The organism is Ruegeria sp. CK2 (assembly GCF_056536585.1).
In genome coordinates this window covers 1-16,941 of record NZ_JBQFPW010000026.1, presented here as the reverse complement: position 1 = coordinate 16,941, position 16,941 = coordinate 1, and the positions used below count along the sequence as shown (strand labels likewise).

The following is a 16,941-nucleotide window of genomic DNA, read 5'->3' as shown; positions in this document are numbered from 1 at the left end:
TCTACCGGATTTCACCGCAGGCGACGGGCGTCATGCAGCGAATTTCGCAAAGTAAACCAGGAACCGAATGTCTCGATCCGAAAAAAACCGACCAACGCTGCGCACCATCTCCGAACTTTCGGGGCTAGCGGTGCCGACCGTATCGCGGGCGCTGAACGATGCCCCGGATATCGGTGCCGCGACCAAGAAGAAGGTGCGCGAGATTGCGGCGCAGATCGGCTATATCCCGAACCGCGCGGGGCTACGGCTGCGGACCGGAAAGACCAATGTGATCTCGCTGGTCCTGTGTTCGGATCACGAAGTAACGGATCACACCGGTCAGCTTGTCGCCTCGATCGCGCAAGCCCTGCGCGACACCCGCTATCACCTGATCATCACGCCCTATTTCCCCGGCGAGGATCCCATGCAACCGGTCCGCTATATCCTCGAAACTGGATCGGCCGACGCGCTGATCCTCAACCGGATCGAGGTCGAGGACCCGCGCATCGCCCATCTGCTGGACCGGAAATTTCCGTTTGCCACCTATGGCCGATCGAAATGGCGCGATCAGCACCCGTATTTCGATTTCGACAACACTTCGTTCGGGCAGCTTGCGGTGCAGGAGCTGGTACGTTCAGGTCGCCGCAAAATCGCCATGCTCACGCCGCCGTTGGAACAGAACTACTCACAGGACATGCTGCGCGGCGCGCGCGAGGCCTGCGCACAAACCGAAGCGCAGTTCGAGGCGATTCCCGGGATCACCAGCGACGAAAGCGGTGAAGAGATGAAACAGACCCTCATCGCCTTTTTTAAGACCCGCCCGGATATTGACGGCATCATCACCCCCTCCTCGACCGCCGCGATTTTCGCCAGCGTGGGGGCCGAAAGAGCCGGTCGTATCCTAGGTAAGGACCTCGATATCTTCGCTAAAGAAGCGGTTCCTTTTCTCAAGCACTTCAGACAGGCAATTAAAGTTGTCCGCGAGGATGTGCAGAACGCGGGAACCTTTCTGGCCAGCGCAGCGATTCAGGCCATCGAGGAACCAGACCGGCAACCCAGTCAAAGCCTCATCTCGGCGCGACTGGTCTGACACCGATACAGTTCAAGCAGGGTCTGCCGATATTTTGTGGGTCTGGGCGGAGTCGCAAACTCTGTAGCCTGTCTGTCGATCTGATCGATGGTCCAGTAGGGGATATGGTCGTGCATACAGTAGGGAGTTCGTGATGGAGCCAGTCTACAGAGGCTTCGTGAAACCTACCCCATAGTCGCCGCTGCGTTTGGAGCGCAGTGCTTTGACTTAAATCAGGTTGTTGGCCCTGGCAGTATTGATGGCATGCATTTCGATCCTAACTCTCTTGAGCCCGTTGCCGTTGCGCTCGCTGAAGTTGTCCGTGACGTCGTCCCTGTATCGTAAACGTAGGCCTCTTGCCATTCCATGATCAAGCCTCGAAAAAGCTGAGTTTCCGGTACTGGCACCGGCTTTCTTGTTTAAGTGTCCATATTGGGCTCTTAGCGGGCTTTCGGCGCTGCAGCACCCGACTTTCAATACTCAATGACCGCAGCGCGGACGAAGCTGCCTTTTTGGGGGACATTCCAGATGGCCGCTTTTGCTGCGCACAGACGGGCCGCATTTCAACGCGGCCCGCGTCCACAATCATTGCTGCGTGTGTTGATGCCACATGTCGGTGACGATTTCCCAACCGTCATCCTCTGGCTGCAAGACAAAGAGATATGTGCCCGTCGCATCCATGCCCTGACTCTCGACTACTGCCTCTACAAAGCCAATCATGACGGCCAACGTCGCGTCATCGGACACGAACAGGTGGTCGATCGTGTGGGTCACGTCACCTTCATTCGCAGCTACAAACTCAAAGAGCTGACGCGGTCCTTCCATCCCTTGGGTCACGGGCGTGCCCTGCGCAATCCAAAGGGTGTCATTGGCGTAGAGTGACAACAACCCTTCGGCGTCGTGATCTGCAGCGGCCTCATTGAAGCGATCGTTTACAGCTTCGAGGCTTGCCCGGGCGCTGTCATCAGCCAGCGCGTTCGACGCGGTCATGGCAAAGATCGCCAGAGCCAATAGGGGTTTCATGCATGCTTTCCTTTTTTCTGGGTATGGGGCGCGTGACTCTTGGCAGAGTGGCGTCAGGGTGTTCGCATTCAGTCTTCCTCGTTGCGGGTCATGATGACTTCACGGATGATCTGCCAGCGGCCCTCCTCGAAGACGAAGTCGATGCTCAGAGTCACGAGTTGCTTGCGGTTTGTGACATTGTTCTTTCGGCTGATGAGGATATGGCCGCGCGTGTCGTCGGCCTCGACGAGATGATAGTCTGCCCACGGATTGGGATCGCCCATTTGCGCCATGGCGCCCTTCACATGTTCCATGAAGCTGGGCTTGTCGTTCTGCATCAGGACGCCACTATCGGCCAAAAGATACGTCCGCATGTCAGCGTGGTAGATGCGGTCCAGCACATCAAAGGCGTGGCCGGAGACGCCGGTGATCAGGCTGTCCAGGGTCGCTCTCACAGCTGCCGCATTGGGATGGTCGGGTGTCATGCTCATGGGGCGTGTCCTTTCAGGAGAGAGTTTCAAGCGTATGTTCCATTTGCTGGGAGCGACGCGGTCATGCCGCGCATGAATTTCAGTCCGCCGACAACAGAGGGCAGCTGCGGCCGCAAGAAAGGAACATTGGCGGTGTCGACCATGCGCAACTCACCGATCTCGTTCACGACAAACAGACCAGGTTCTGCAAAGGGCCCTTCCACATCAATGCCGTGGCGGGTGCCGGAAATGTAAAGGCCAAGCGCTTGCATCTGATTAACCGTCAAACCGTAACCAACCGAGTAGTTTGGGGACACTTTGGCGATCTGACTTTTGGCCCTTTCCCGACTGTCTGCTGAGACGGCGACCACTTCGATTCCGATCTCTTTCAGCGGTGCGACAATCTCGTTCACTTCCCGCAGATAGCGCGTGCAGACCGGACAGTGTTTCCCACGGTAGACCACGATCATCTGCCAATCGTAGCCCTTTGACGTTTCGCCTAGACGAAGCGTTCCACCTCCCAGCAGTTGGACATTGATGACTGGGAAAGTAATGCCAGGCTCAGGCTTTCCGACGAGCATCGATGGTCTCCTTGACTTATCTAACGAACGATACATAAATAAGCCGCAAGGGCAGTCAAGGACTTTTATTGTGAACGATACAAAAAAATTAGGCAGGCCGAGAACTTTCGATGAGGATGAGGCGCTGATGGCCGCGATGAATGCCTTTTGGACAAAGGGATATGCGGCAACGTCGATGAAGGACCTTACCGCTGCGATGGGGATCAGCGGGCCAAGTATTTATTCGGCATTCGGAGACAAGCGCGAACTCTACCTCAAGACCATCGATCGTTATGCCGATGTCGATGGATGCGCTCCAATCGTTGCCTTTGAGGGCGCCAAGACGATCGAAGAGGCCGTGCGCGGGTTTCTCACTTCTGTCGTTTCTCATTCGACGCAACAGGAAGGGGCTCCGCGCGGCTGCTTTCTGGCATCCTGTGTTGCTACAACCGTCAGGGAAATCGAAGGCGTTGCAGAACGAATGGAGAAAGCCATTCGCGATACTGACGCACGACTTGCGACACGCTTTGAGCAAGAAAAGAAATACGGCAACCTTCCGCCCGATTTTCCCTCCCAGGATCGAGCGCGGTTACTTCACGACATGCGTCAGGGCTACGTTCACAGAAGCCGTGCGGGATGGTCCGCAGATGTACTATTAGAAGACCTTGATGACAGGATCCGCATGGTTTTGATGGATTGAATTTGACGCTCGGCAATAAGTTTTCGACAGTCGTACTCGCGAAGTGTCATCCGCGTAAAGTTGACATTTGAGCAACGCGCAGCATCAGTAGGTCTGGGCTCTCTGCGGACCTCAGAGGCAGCGCGGCATCTTTAGCAGCGAACCGTCTCGCCTTTCAGTACTCGGCCGATAGTGTTGAAAAATCCCGCCGTTGAAAGCCGGTCAAAAGTTTTAGCCAGGGGGGTCGGCCAGAGCACGGCATTGCCGTCGTGTCGCGCGCTCATGGCCTTCTCCGTCCAAACTGGGGTGACTTTTCAGGCGCGATGGAATTTGGCGAGAAAATGCATGATCGGAATTTTCGAGTTTTTCAACACTATCGGCCCATAAGAGACATCCACTGGCCACCCGATTTTCTGCGGACGCAGCCCGCTTTGCAGCCATTCGCCGCAAGCGCAAAATGCAACGCCAGTCGAACTAGCAGCTCGCGGACAACGTGACCATCAGCTAAACGCCTGCCAATATCCAAAGCGACCCTTCGCTGTATGTAGGACAAAAAGCAAGCAGCGGACCAAGCGAACTCTATCGGTGGCTGTGCTCAATATCCGGTTTTGATCAGGCTTAGAACAATGCAAGCAACGATCTTACGATTGGTGAATTACTGCCGTTTTCGTTTGATCGAAATTATGCAACCGGAATGCTTCGGGTGCCGCGCTGGTACATCACGAGCCATCGCATCCACGTTCCCAAGATGCCGCAAAGCTCCACTGTTCAGCAGCACGCCGCGCCCGGCATCGTACCGACGTTGACCAAATCCGCTGGCTACGCACTCCCACTCTTCGTTAACCGCATTGCGAAATCTTGGAAGCTCATGAGCGTCGTGCCTTCCGGGTTTGGCCGCGACATGATCGTGTTTCTTGGACTTGGTTTGGTGGGTTACATGGTGGGTCACCTGTGTGGCACCAGGCTGCTGGACAGTACCTTTGGTCGGTCTCGGCTTGGGGCGCATGATGGTCACGACGCCTTGTGGCTTCGGATGTCCTGGGACGGCCACATGAGTTGCCGTAGGTCTTGGTGTCAACTGTGGAACCTGGCCTGGAACCGCGACGGGAACCTGATTGGGAGTCGCGGTCGGGACAAGCAGTGGCGTCGCTGTTGTGCCGCTGGGTTGCGGAACACGGCCGGGCACGGCGACAGGTATCTGGTTTGGTGTCGCGGTCGGGACAAGCGTTGGTACAGCAGTAGGACCTGTTGGCTGAGGTGGGACCTGACCAGGAACAGCGACTGGTATTTGGTTTGGTGTAGCAGTTGGCACAAGCGGAGGCACCGCCGTTGGGCCAGTAGGTTGAGGCGGAACTTGGCCAGGAATCGCTATCGGAACTTGATTGGGGGTTGCCGTCGGAACTTGCGACGGCACTGCTGTGGGCCCTGTAGCCAATGGCGGAACCTGATTGGGTACAGCTATTGGAACTTGGTTTGGAGTCGCATTTGGAGTCAAAGTAGGGGCAAGAGTCGGCGCTACTACCGGCGTGGGAACCTGACCGGGAACAGCTATTGGTGTCGCTATAGGAACCTGACCGGGAATTGCGGTCGGGACCGCGCCTGGCGCAAGGATTGGAACTGTAACAGAGTTGGGCGTTTGCTGCGTTCCCTTAGGCGGTAGCTGATTTGCCACAGGCTGCGTTGGGCCGGTAATTTGATTACCTGTTCCTTGCCCGCCAGCCTGTCCACAACCTTGGCTCGACTGGTGCGGGTTCCCTACACCACGGCACCACCCGTAATGATTTCCGCCGGCAACAACTTGAGTAGCGGCCAATTCTGCAATCAGACAAGTTGCGGCAAGTAAAGTAATGCGGTTCAGTTTCATAACATCCTCACCAACTTGTTGTCAGAGCAAGATACGCGCCTGGGTCGCCAGAGTCGGTCAGAGGACCGTCTCTCAAAGGGACGCCAACGTATCCGGACAGGAATAGGTTTCGCTTAAACTCGACGTCCAGCCCCAACCCGGTCGATGCCAGTGTTGCACTTCCCACTTCGAAACTGGCGGGATCATTATTTGAGATGTAACCGACGTCGAAAAAGGCGAAGGGCGTCAGACGATGAACGCTTTGCGAGCTTGGGAAATAGGAATGTGATAATTCGAAGATTGCTGAGATCCCTGAATCACCATCAACTTCGTCAAAACGGTATCCACGCAAAGCATAGCGATCACCAAGGAAGTACTCTTCGACAGAGGGTAGCCGGTCTGTCGTGTACTGACCCCAGATCTCTGTCCGCCAAGCTGTGTTAGGTGACAAGCCCGGTAGGGGGCTCTCATATCCGATACCGCCCCTCAAATGCCAGAATGAAGAGTCCCCGTCGTCAAAGCTTGCGTCTGTTGTGTCGTTGTCATTGTCACCAAAGGACAGAGTTAACCCAGCTTCGAGAGCTTGCCCTTTCGAGTAATTTTGTCCGTAAAGGTAAGTGAGGCCGACGACACTGGCGTCGCTGGACAATGGAACGCCGCCACTGACCGAGTCAGCTTCGGAAAGGCGATAGTCCAGCAGCAAGTATCCGTAGCGGGCCACATCGCGGATAACGGGGTAACCCAATGCGAAGGTGAAGTTTTCGCCGTCGATATCTGTTCTAGCAAAATCGCCCGAGATATCACGCTTGGCGTTTACATTCCCGTAAAAGATCTCACCGTACAAACCATCACTGTTAAGCGGCACACGATAGGTGAGAGCCCCCCATAAAGAGTGTTCATCGTCTTTGTCCCAATCGTAATTGCCGGACCCCTCAAAACGCAGTAAATCGCCGACAGCCAGCGTCGAGTAGAATTCTTGCACGACATAGAAACTCAGCGCTTCTCCAAGCTCCCGAGGAGGGTTGTCGAGCGTCGCACTACCGGCTTGCTTGCGCTGCGGCTCTCCAAGCACTCTGAGTCGCGCTCCAGACTGATCCGGGTAGTCAAGTTCGGTTGACAATTCCAGGTCAGGAATGTCCTCGGCCAGCATGACTGCGCGTTCAAAGCGCTCAAGCGTCATTGGGTATGTATTGGTGAGAGGTCGGAATATCTTTTCCAAAGCCAAGAATGTACGTGTATCCACCCCTTCAATGTCGATGGTTTGTATACGTCCTTCATCGACGATAATGCTGTTTCCATCGCGACCGGGCCAAGCTTCCGCAAGGAAGTATCCGTCTTCACGGTAGATCTGGGTGATCGCTGACGCAACTTCAGCGGCCGTGATGCGTCCAGATCGGTTATGTGCCAATTGACCGGCAAAGATCAGAAGCTCATCAGCATCGTACATCGTTACGCCACTAACAGTGTGTTTTGATGTGATGTCCCAGGTTTGGGCAATGCTGTTTTTTGGTACAGAAATAATGGCTACAAAGGTGCAAAAAACCACAAAGACAAATGAATTGAATAGGCGCATATCCGACAACCCTAAGGTGACTGTGCAATCTAGCATCCACCTTACGACAAAGTTAGAACGTGTGAACTTAAAGGTATTCAGATTCAATTATGCGTGGTGCTTTCGAAACACACAGTGCTTTGGGCTAGATGCTGACCTCGGTGCCGTCGCAGCAAAGCCCCCTGCCCCGCTAATAACTGACACGGGGACGGCCCATTCCTGCCGTTGGCCATTGGGTCAAGATACTGCGGCGCGGCCCGTAAGAGGAGACATTCGCTGCAATCTCGAATTGTCGTGAAACGCCAACTGACAGATGCGGGCAAAGCGAGCCATCGCTGCGCACGCACCAATGACTGCTTTCGCGCTGCAGCGTAGCCAAACAATGAGCTACAAATAGCGAAGGAACTGCGCTGTGATCGCCAACAGTACCTAATGACGTGATTTTCTTACATGCCAATCCTGACTTCGCAAGTTAAGCCACCTAGTTTTTCGGACGTTCCGAGTTCTAGATTCCCGCCGTAGGCGTTCAATAAATCAACGGAAATAGACAGTCCCAATCCTGTTCCCTGAACAGAGGTATCGAGCCGATTGCCGGAACGAAGGATCTCAAGCCTTTGGTCTTCTGGGACTCCGGGCCCGTCATCTTCAACGCAAATTTCGATACCCCTATCTGTGCGCTTTGCTGTGATTTGGAATGTTGTTCGGCTCCACTTGAGCGCATTGTCGAGGAGATTTCCGATCACTTCCTCAATGTCCTGAGGGTCCATTCTGACACGAAGACCAGTCTCACAATCTGAAATAAGCGTTTTTCCCTCGCGTTCCGCCATGACCGAAAAGAGTCGGGACAATCGTTCGACCGAATTCGACAGATCTGTCTTGGAATGCGTAAGCTCTCCGGTGTTCGACGCGCGCATTCGCGCCAGAGAACGGCCAAGCTGGGCGTCAATTCGGGTGAGGGCGTCTTCCGCAGGCTCTGTATGTGCTCCGGTGTCTGAGAGGTCCGCCAGTTCGTTTCTTAAGATCGCCGTCGGTGTTTTGAGGGCATGTGCCAGATCTGCCGCCTGCCTTCGCGAACCGGTGACAATCTCGCGATTTCGATGCAGCAGTTTGTTGAGATCTTCCACAAGAGGGGAAACCTCATCCGGATAGTCTTCGGGAACCAGATCATCGCCCTGATCCCAGCGATGAGCTACATCGGCGCGCAACTTCCTGAGGGGGCCGGCTATGGCAGACATCAACAAAAGTGAACTGGCGACCCCGATCAAGCCGACCAAGCCGAAAACCGGAAGCAAGTTCCTTTGTGCAGCGCTGCGTTCATTGATCAGCTCACTTCTACCTTCGGCGACAGTTACGCCCCACTCCGTTCCGTCTTCGAACGTGATCTTTTGATAGACGCTGCGAATGGCCTCACGATCTGGACCTATGGTATTCCAAATGGTTGTTTCGCCACTTGCAAGCGGAGGCTCGGCGATCTTTTCATCGAAAAGCGAGGCAGATGTATAGATGGCCCCTGTGGTGTCCGTTACTTGCCAATACCGTCCCGAGTAGGGCGTGCTATAGGCCGGATCGAACACCAATTGCCTTAAGGTTTCAGGGTCATCCGTGGTTGTGCTGAGGCCAACGACGAGCTGCGTGTGCCGGTCTTGCAGCGCCCCGTCGAACTGTTCCAAGACACGTGTATTGATGTAAGAAAAAACAACCAATGTACCAACGCCTACGGACAAGGCACCCGAGGCGATACCTCCGAGTAAGGCCCGTTGGCGCAACGATAGCATTAGGCCGGATCAATCATATAGCCGCGCCCCCTGACGGTGGTGATCAAATCGGAGCCCAGTTTTTTGCGCAGGCGGGTAACAAATACAGCAATCGTGTTGGAATCTCTGTCGCCGTCATATTCGTAGATGTGTTCTGACAACTCAGTGCGTGACACCATACGACCAATGTTGTGCGCCAGATAAGTAAGAACTGCGATCTCCTGTGCAGTCAGATCGACAGGAATGCCACCAACACTCACCCGCCCGTTTCGTGTATCCAGTGAGACATCCCCCATTTCTATCACGGGGTTCAACTGGCCGCTCTGGCGTCGCAAGATTGCTCGAACGCGCGCAGCCAACTCAGGCATGTGAAACGGCTTGGTCATATAGTCATCCGCGCCGGCATCTAACCCGTCGACACGTTCACTCCAGCCATCTCTGGCAGTCAGGATCAAGACTGGGGTCTTAACACCTGCGCTGCGCCATTCACGCAGGACCGAGATACCGTCTCGCTCAGGCAGGCCAATGTCGAGGATGATCATGTCGTAAGGTTCAGTCGATCCCAGATGCAGAGCATCCGTACCATTGTTGGCCACGTCTACCACGCGGCCTTCCGCGCCCAACAGCTTCTTAACTTGCTCACAAAGCTGGGGTTCGTCTTCGGCAAGGAGTATTCGCATATCCAGAAACTACAGCTAAAGCGCGGTCAGCTTCACTCTATTTTTTTCCGCCGCCGTTGCCGCCACCGTTTCCGCCGCCATTGCTACTGCCACCTGCATTGCTACGACCTGCACTGTTTCCACGGGTGGCAGAGGCACTCTGACCGTTATTGCTCTTGGATTTAGTTGAATTGCGGGCGGCCTCGGAAATCGCGCGCCCGACACTTGAACCGTTCGAGACGACTGTACCGGTTTGAGCATTCACGATCACGCTGACGATCTTTCCGCCCGGCTTTTTGACCAGAATACGATAGTAAATCTTGTCCGCTTTGAATGCACGTGCGTCGACTGGGGTCCCACCCAAAGCTTTTTCCACACCCTTAATGACACGGTTCAACCGGATTGCGGTGCCCGAAAACGTCGCCATGCGCAGTTCAGACTGATTGAGTTCGCGTGCGTCTGCAGCCGCTTGTCCTCCGGACAAGGCAGTCAGCAACGCTGCAACCAGAAAAAACACTTTGGCTGGCATAACACCCTCAAACACTTTCAGTGAAGACTATATGGCCGGACGTGAACCGATGATGAACAAGCAATTAGCCCTGCGTTCAAGCACCCTCAAGTTAAATGAAGCTCAGCGTTGTTGATTCGATCACGGATCAATCGGCCAAAACACGGCGCCCAAGTTCAGTTTATCGATAGCTGTTGCTGTGAGTTTTTAGGAGATTGAGATGAACATCACCAAGTGCGGACTGCTGAAATCCTCCACAATTGCGATTGCCCTTCTGGGTTCGGCGGCCATTATTGCCACTGTCGCTGCTCCTGATTTTGCCTATGCCAAGCAAGGCAATGGCAACGGCGGTGGAAATGGCAACGGCAACGGCGGTGGAAACGGTAACGGCAATGGCGGTGGAAACAGCAATGGGGCCAAAGGAAATGGCGGTGATCACGGCGCGGCTGCCAAAGGCGGTGGCGGAAGCAAGGTCGGGAAATCTGGATCGCAAAAAACAAAGTCTCGCTCTGCGGGGGCTGGTCAGAAGAAAGGCGGGGGTTTCTCACTGAAAGACCTATTCAGCGGGAATAGCAAAGCCAGGAAAACTGGTTCCCCTCGAACGACCGCTGCGACAACTCAGGGGGCGCAAAAACCAACCCACCAGACTGCGATCGTGGAGGAGTCGAAACGCCCCGTTTCCCGCGCCAAGGGTAACCGTATGGCTGCGCTGCTTGGCGCTCATCCATCTGAATTGGGCGCGTTGAATGCAGCCAATGCAAGCCCAACTGCACTGGCCAATGCCTCTCCTAATTCGCGGGTTGGCAGAATTGCCACCTACCGAGACACAGTGTTGGCCGGTGAACCCTTGCGTGAGGATCTGGTGGAACGGCTAGAGGTTTTAGCAGGGCTGGAACAACCAGATCGGACCTTGCAAGAAATCGAGGATGATTTGGAAGCTGCGTTGAGTGAGGTTCAAACCAACCGGGGTACGGTAGATGAGCTGGAGCAGGCTTTGGAAGACGCGGGTGGTACGGATCCAGATATCGAAGCGCAGCTCGAAGAGGCCCAAGCCGCTTTGGGCGCTTCAATCGACGACGCCCGGAGTTTGAGTGACGAGAGACAGGCCGCCATAGACTACAATGAAGCTGTCGAAGAGGCGGAAGAACTGAATGAGCTTGTCGAAGCGCAAGATTTGGCTGAACGTGAGGCCCTGGAAGCAGCTGCCAACAAGCCCGTCACCGACGCAGTTGAAGCGCAGGTCAAATCGCTTCTGGGGCTATGACCTGAAGCTCCTTGGCCAATTTTAGCCTCCACTCTTGGACGTACTGACAGCTGGGACGACCAAGAGCCTTTCGGATGTTGAGCAGGCTGGTCGACGTTTTCTTAGTGTTAGACACTAGCTTTTGGTGATCGTGCTAACCGACAAATAAACCCCGCCCCAGGAAAGGGCGGGATTCATATTACAATTCTGATGTTTAGGACGAATATCGAGAATTGTTCGGGGGGGGGTCAACTGATTTGCCTTCAGACGTTTTGGTGAGCCTCAGATAGCCGCTTGTCTTTTACGATCTTTGTTAGTGCGTTATCGATAGGAGGGAAGCGACCGCTGCTCGAATTGATCATGGTTTGCAGACGCTCGTCGGCAGCTTTGCCGGAGGTCTGCATTGCAGCTGTTGTGCTGCGGTCTTTAGTCACAAAGGCAGGCTTGACCATCTTATTCCCCTCGGTTCCACCAAACGACTTACGTTTCGTTCGATTTGACCTGATCACAGTGCCCCAGCGTGGTTGAACGCACTAAGAATAAACTGTTCATGTTCGGTTAATGTTGTTTGCGAAATAAGAACACATGAATTGTCTGACCGCGCGACACTTCTATTGCCGCTTTCCAATTTGACGGTTTGGAAGGTCGTTAGGTGAGAATGTCGTGCCAAACGAACCAACCATCATAGCAGAAGACGCCAGTAGCAAGCCAGTCTCCGCCTAAGGGTTGGTCAAATCCGAACGGGGATCATAACTAGGATATGAAGCCAAAGGAGGCAAAAAAGATGAAAACGGTTTTGGGAATCGCGGCGGCGCTATTCATCATTCAGACCGCGCCGGTTGCGAGCGCGAGTTTTAATGCGCAGCCTCACAAGCTCAAACAAATTATCGAGTCACACACAACAATGCAGCCTGTTTTCGTGAAATCCAAGGCCGGACATTGCCCACCGGGCTTGGCCAAGAAAGCTGTTCCATGCGTTCCACCTGGCCAGGTCAAACGATACCGGGTTGGGGATTTCATCTACAATGGGTATGTTCGTATCGACGATCCCAACAGATATGGCCTGCGGCGAAACGGCTACTATGTGCGTGCCGGAGACTATGTTTATCAGGTGAACCGGCAGACGCACGAGGTGTTGAACCTGATAGGGGCAGTAGTCGATGTACTCAACTGAGTACCTTCTCTACTCTTCAAATCTGGCGTGGTTAGCCGCCATTTGATCATACTACAAAACTCAAGAGAATGGGCACGTTCCAGACTTCGGATGCAGCGCTGCATCCGGTGATGTGATTATCTGCCAACGTCGGGTTGTCATAATGGGAGGGCATGGCGGATCGGAGGATCAGTCATGGAAACGCTATTGCCAAATTGTTTGAGGCGGCATGACAAATGTTGTCAAGCCGCACTCAGGTCGTCATTTTAGAGATGTACACCTCCCAGAGGCTGAACGTATCGGAATGTGGTGTTGATACAAGTTTGCGGTGAGTTGATATCTGCGGGGACGGAATACTAATTTGATCTGGTCATGCACAGATAGAAACCTCTGTGCTTGGCGATGTGATTTGAAACGCCCAAATATCTTCTTTCGTTTCCGGGTCGGTCTATGCGACACTTCGATTGCGTTGTTTAGGCCTTTGTGGGCACGATCGTCAGTCTTGGGAGCCAGGTTATCGACCGGTTGATGTGGCTGCGGATCGAAATCACGACTTCGTCCATGTGCCGCTTGTCGTTCGGTTGCGCTCGATCCCGCCGGATAAAGTCTGCGAAGTGTTGCCCGAAGAGATTCACCTATAGCCGGATCGCTTCCCAGCTTACAATCACGTCGCGCTCTGCCAACAGATCTTCAACATCTGCCGTGCTCAGTGCAAAGCGGTGGCACGCCCAGACTCCCCAAGCAATGATCTCACGCGGAAAGTGGAACCCTCTCAGCTGGGGCATATTGGTCGGAATGTTCATGACCTGCAGATAGCTCGGACAAGTTAGGCAAGCAACTTGGCAATACCTTATGGCAGTTTCTGCAGAAGAAATGTCTTTAGGCTGACCAATCCCATAGATCCAACGAGGCTCTTCACAATTCCAGAGGAATTATGAATAGAACGTTAACGAAGTGTTTCTCATCCGTTCAATGTTAGTTTTGCATGTTGAGAACTGCTCGCTTTGGCGACAAGGCTGCAAAACCGGAAAGTGGAAGGGCTAAGGAGGTCGGATGTTAGACTTTTTGCTGACTTTCAGTGCTGCTTCGACTTGGATCAGTGTTGGAATTCTTGCGAGCTTCAATTTTGCCTAGGTACAAGGACACTAAAATCGGTGTATGAACCATCAACCCCTGAAACTGCTATATTGAATGCTCTACTACTGCATGACAGCGATTCAGAGTATGGCGCCGCCATGTGGGCGGCATGTGTTCTGATGGCCCTCCACAAAGAGCAGACTTATTTGTTGTCCGAATATGCAAACACATGGGCAAGCAAATTAGAACTCTCTGGCCTCAGAGAGTAGCCACCCAACATTTTCACACAGCTTAAAAGTTTGACAGATAAATTCCTCGTTTCCGAATAAGGGTAAGCCTGTGAAACTTGTAACGTTAGAAGGTAATTTGGTTTTGGACGGATCAACAATAGGTGGGGATGCCACACTGCGGCATATTAAGGGAACCTTGAAATGGTTCTCGGCCAAGAAGGGATACGGTTTTGTAACCTGCAACGTGACGGGCGAGGATGCTTTAATGCATCAAAACGCGCTGCATGATTTTGGCCAGACCTCAATCGCAAATGGGTGCACGCTCGAGGCGTTGGTAAGTGTCAAACAGAGAGGACATCAAATCGTTGAGATCCTGAGCATCCGGTCGGAGGCTTCCTCGACAGCCCCGCACAACAAGCAAATTGAACTCCAACCGATCAAGCCGGCTTCAATACTGCCTGCAAGGGTCAGGTGGTTCTGCGAGGAAAAGTCCTACGGTTTCGTCAATGTCTTTGATGACACCAGAGACTGCTTTTTGCACGCGAACATACTTGATAAAGCTGGACTCGGATCGGTGGCTGTCGGAGAAGCACTTGGCGTCGAAGTGATCGATCGGCCCGGTGGCCGAGTTGTCGTCTCAGTTCGACCCTGGACCTGAGTCAGCTTCCGCTGGATAGTCGTTCAGAAGGATTAGGTATTCGCCTTCAAGTTGCGGATGGCGATAATTCCACCCAGGCAATCATCTATTGGGTATTGCTGTCACTGTACCCTAATTAATCAGATTCTGCAGATTGGGCGCCTTTTTCGCAGTTTTGGTACCCTTAATTGCAATATATCCACAGGGCACCGCGTCAGTGCCCGACACAGCTTCAGCGCCTCCAAATAGCGTTTGCCCGCGTCAGTAGCGCTTGAGGATTTTGCGTCAGGTCCAAGCTCGGAGATGGCCAGGCGAGCTGCCAGCAGAGCACGTCCAGATGGTTTCGATTTGTTCGTTCTATGTATTTCTTGCTCAGACGAGCGCTCTCTTTCTCGCCGTCTCGGAAGTCGCCTATCGAGATCCTTTGACAGCTTGCGCACCTTCTCAATCACCCGTCTGTGCTGAGGAATGACGCGGCGGAGTTCCCAGAATGCCCTATCATTTTCTCGTAGCAAGACGGCTGCGCCCAACAGCGGACGGGTTGTGCAGACATCAATTACTGCCAGCGCTGTAACCCTTTGCCTCTGGTCTCGCGACGTGAGCGTCGCGGTGTAGCCGAAATACCGCGTGCGAGTTTTCGCTTCCAAAGCGGGCGCTACATAACCGTCCCACGATGTCTTCGGTGCATCGTTCCTCGACTATCCTCATGACGAACTCCATAGGCATGAAAGCGGAGCAGCGAACATATTTTCGCCGAATGGGACCACCCGGTCGTGATCATAGAGCACCATGCCCTGGATAAACTTCTTCCCGCACGCTTCAGCGAGCTTCCGCATGCCTGAGAAATCAGCTGCGGAGACCGTAGCGGATGATTTGACCTCGATCCCAACGACTTCTCCCCGCCGATTTTCCAGTACGATATCAACTTCGTTTTTATCTTTGTCCCGGAAGTGCGAGAACGAGCACCTCTGTTCGCTCCATGTAGCGATCTTCCGCAGTTCGCTGAACACGAAGGTTTCCAGGATCGCACCGAAGCTCGTTTTGTCTTTTCGGACCACATCTGGAGATACATCCCGCATTGCTGCGAGAAGGCCCGCATCAAAGAAATGCAGTTTAGGCGACTTGGTCAGACGTTTCAGTCGGTTTGTGTACCAGGGCTGCAGGGTGTGAACCAGAAAGAGGCTTTCGAAGACACTGACATACTTCTGTGTGGTCACATGATTGAGGTCGAGTGCAGCTCCGATGCCAGTGTAGTTGACCAACTGCCCTGAGTGCTCCGCCAAGACTGATAGCAGCTTCGGCATGACGGCCAGTTGCTCGATCTGGGCGACGTCACGAACGTCGCGCTGCACGATCGCATCCAGATAACCGTGATACCAGTCCTGTTTTCGTGTCCATTTCGTTCTGCCAAGTGCTTCCGGATACCCACCCGAAAGGACACTCTCGATCAGTTCGTCACCTATGATCATATAATCGGCGCTTGGCTTCTCCCCGGCAAAAACCCGATCAATGAATCCCGCTTTTCTACTGATGATCTCCGCCTGCGATAAGAGTAGCAACCGGACGACCTTCATTCGGCCGGCAAGGGAATCCGCCACTTTTGGAATGGTCATGAGGTTAGCCGAACCCGTTAGAAGGAACCTCCCCGGAGTCTTATCATCGTCGACCAGGTTTTTGATCGCAAGCAGAAGGTCGGGCGCGCGCTGGATCTCATCGATGACAGCCCGATCCAGGCCACGAACGAAACCAACAGGATCATCAATTGCCGACCGCAAAACGTTTGCGTCGTCCAATGTAAGAAAGGGTGTCTTGTCCGACGCAATGTCGGTTGCAAGAGTCGTTTTGCCGGACTGACGCGGCCCCGAGATAAGAACCACACGGGTATCGGACAGCGCTTACTCTACTCTGGCCTTGGCGAATCTCGGGTACATTTTAGACAAATCCTCTCGACCAATTGAAAGTGTAACGCCGTCTGATCGACACTCAACAGCCGACCAATTGAAAACGTACATCCTCAGACCCGCTGGGTGCGGGCCTCGTCATCCGCTTCTCCAACTGTCAAATCAAGCTCCGGCAAATCGCGCAAGTTTTGCAAATCGAAAGCCGTCAAGAACGTCTCCGTCGTCACGAAGGTAACCATAGCCACAGAGCTACAACTCACCGTTGTCACAAAAGGCAATCACGCAGCGTTCTCAAGAGCTGGCTTCTGCCTGGCCAGTTCTTGAGTGAAACCCCGGATTTCGGGGCGTACAGGTTGGTGGGCATACCGAAGCGCAACTACGTGACGTTCAAAGTCGGCATCCTCAATGGTCAGTGAGGTAAATTCCTTGCTCCTTGGGATTGCCGTCTCGGGTAAAATCACAAACCCCCTCCCCAACCGCACCAGCTCCAGAAGCCAGTCAATCCGGTTGGAACGATATGTGAAATTCATGGTATTTCCACGATCGGCGCAAAAACTAAACAAGGCTTCACGCAAATCACTCTCAACTCTGGCCAGCGCCTCGTTGCCCACCAACACATCCAAGT

Annotated in this window: 16 protein-coding genes and 1 pseudogene; 5 read left to right on the top strand and 12 right to left on the bottom strand. The window is 53.8% G+C overall.

Going from position 1 to position 16,941, the window contains the following annotated elements:
* Window positions 1-67: 67 nt before the first annotated feature.
* Window positions 68-1,069, top strand: coding sequence for a LacI family transcriptional regulator (locus ACR0BU_RS23650; protein WP_480739343.1), 1,002 nt, complete (start codon window positions 68-70; stop codon window positions 1,067-1,069).
* 564 nt (window positions 1,070-1,633) lie between these two features.
* Here ACR0BU_RS23650 and ACR0BU_RS23645 read toward each other — a convergent pair.
* The 3 genes from ACR0BU_RS23645 to ACR0BU_RS23635 all read right to left on the bottom strand — a co-directional run bounded on the left by ACR0BU_RS23645 (window position 1,634) and on the right by ACR0BU_RS23635 (window position 3,101).
* The gene (locus tag ACR0BU_RS23645) at window positions 1,634-2,071 is read right to left on the bottom strand and encodes a YybH family protein (RefSeq protein ID WP_480739344.1); all 438 of its coding nucleotides are present in this window, start codon (window positions 2,069-2,071) and stop codon (window positions 1,634-1,636) included.
* Window positions 2,072-2,139: 68 nt separating this feature from the next.
* The gene (locus tag ACR0BU_RS23640) at window positions 2,140-2,541 is read right to left on the bottom strand and encodes a hypothetical protein (protein ID WP_480739346.1); all 402 of its coding nucleotides are present in this window, start codon (window positions 2,539-2,541) and stop codon (window positions 2,140-2,142) included.
* Between the two features lie 26 nt (window positions 2,542-2,567).
* Window positions 2,568-3,101, bottom strand: a complete 534-nt coding sequence (locus ACR0BU_RS23635; protein WP_480739348.1) for a redoxin domain-containing protein — start codon at window positions 3,099-3,101, stop codon at window positions 2,568-2,570.
* A gap of 70 nt (window positions 3,102-3,171) precedes the next feature.
* Between ACR0BU_RS23635 and ACR0BU_RS23630 the strand changes: the two genes are divergently transcribed.
* Window positions 3,172-3,780 carry a TetR/AcrR family transcriptional regulator gene (locus tag ACR0BU_RS23630; protein WP_480739350.1) on the top strand — a complete coding sequence of 203 codons (609 nt, stop codon included), beginning with the start codon at window positions 3,172-3,174 and terminating at the stop codon, window positions 3,778-3,780.
* Between the two features lie 634 nt (window positions 3,781-4,414).
* Here the strand turns inward: ACR0BU_RS23630 and ACR0BU_RS23625 are convergent.
* From ACR0BU_RS23625 to ACR0BU_RS23605, 5 genes are all read right to left on the bottom strand, one after another.
* Window positions 4,415-4,837, bottom strand: a complete 423-nt coding sequence (locus ACR0BU_RS23625; protein ID WP_480739351.1) for a hypothetical protein — start codon at window positions 4,835-4,837, stop codon at window positions 4,415-4,417.
* Between the two features lie 793 nt (window positions 4,838-5,630).
* Window positions 5,631-7,175: a ShlB/FhaC/HecB family hemolysin secretion/activation protein gene (locus tag ACR0BU_RS23620; RefSeq protein WP_480755768.1), complete on the bottom strand. Its 1,545-nt coding sequence runs from the start codon at window positions 7,173-7,175 to the stop codon at window positions 5,631-5,633.
* A gap of 425 nt (window positions 7,176-7,600) precedes the next feature.
* Window positions 7,601-8,929 (bottom strand): sensor histidine kinase, encoded by a 1,329-nt coding sequence (locus tag ACR0BU_RS23615; RefSeq protein ID WP_480739353.1) that lies wholly within the window; start codon window positions 8,927-8,929, stop codon window positions 7,601-7,603.
* Window positions 8,929-9,588, bottom strand: coding sequence for a response regulator transcription factor (locus ACR0BU_RS23610; RefSeq protein ID WP_298938158.1), 660 nt, complete (start codon window positions 9,586-9,588; stop codon window positions 8,929-8,931). Before ACR0BU_RS23610 ends, ACR0BU_RS23615 begins: the two co-directional genes overlap by 1 nt.
* A 37-nt stretch (window positions 9,589-9,625) precedes the next feature.
* Window positions 9,626-10,096: a PepSY domain-containing protein gene (locus ACR0BU_RS23605; protein WP_480739355.1), complete on the bottom strand. Its 471-nt coding sequence runs from the start codon at window positions 10,094-10,096 to the stop codon at window positions 9,626-9,628.
* A gap of 199 nt (window positions 10,097-10,295) precedes the next feature.
* Here ACR0BU_RS23605 and ACR0BU_RS23600 point away from each other — a divergent pair, with 199 nt between their 5' ends.
* A complete protein-coding gene (locus ACR0BU_RS23600) occupies window positions 10,296-11,339 on the top strand; it encodes a hypothetical protein (protein ID WP_480739356.1) in 1,044 nt (347 codons plus the stop codon).
* A gap of 242 nt (window positions 11,340-11,581) precedes the next feature.
* Here ACR0BU_RS23600 and ACR0BU_RS23595 read toward each other — a convergent pair whose 3' ends face one another.
* Window positions 11,582-11,770, bottom strand: a complete 189-nt coding sequence (locus tag ACR0BU_RS23595) for a hypothetical protein (RefSeq protein WP_298938161.1) — start codon at window positions 11,768-11,770, stop codon at window positions 11,582-11,584.
* Window positions 11,771-12,102: 332 nt separating this feature from the next.
* Between ACR0BU_RS23595 and ACR0BU_RS23590 the strand changes: the two genes are divergently transcribed.
* Entirely contained in the window at window positions 12,103-12,492 is a 390-nt protein-coding gene (locus tag ACR0BU_RS23590; RefSeq protein WP_480739357.1) for a hypothetical protein, read from the top strand.
* Between the two features lie 232 nt (window positions 12,493-12,724).
* Here the strand turns inward: ACR0BU_RS23590 and ACR0BU_RS23585 are convergent.
* Window positions 12,725-13,274, bottom strand: a pseudogene (locus ACR0BU_RS23585) (IS6 family transposase).
* Between the two features lie 613 nt (window positions 13,275-13,887).
* Here ACR0BU_RS23585 and ACR0BU_RS23580 point away from each other — a divergent pair.
* The gene (locus tag ACR0BU_RS23580) at window positions 13,888-14,436 is read left to right on the top strand and encodes a cold-shock protein (protein ID WP_480739359.1); all 549 of its coding nucleotides are present in this window, start codon (window positions 13,888-13,890) and stop codon (window positions 14,434-14,436) included.
* Window positions 14,437-15,119: 683 nt separating this feature from the next.
* Here the strand turns inward: ACR0BU_RS23580 and ACR0BU_RS23575 are convergent.
* Both ACR0BU_RS23575 and ACR0BU_RS23570 read right to left on the bottom strand, forming a co-directional pair.
* Entirely contained in the window at window positions 15,120-16,292 is a 1,173-nt protein-coding gene (locus ACR0BU_RS23575; RefSeq protein ID WP_480739360.1) for an ATP-binding protein, read from the bottom strand.
* Between the two features lie 302 nt (window positions 16,293-16,594).
* Window positions 16,595-16,941: LysR family transcriptional regulator substrate-binding protein (locus ACR0BU_RS23570; protein WP_480739361.1), on the bottom strand; the 347-nt coding region annotated here is incomplete at its 5' end.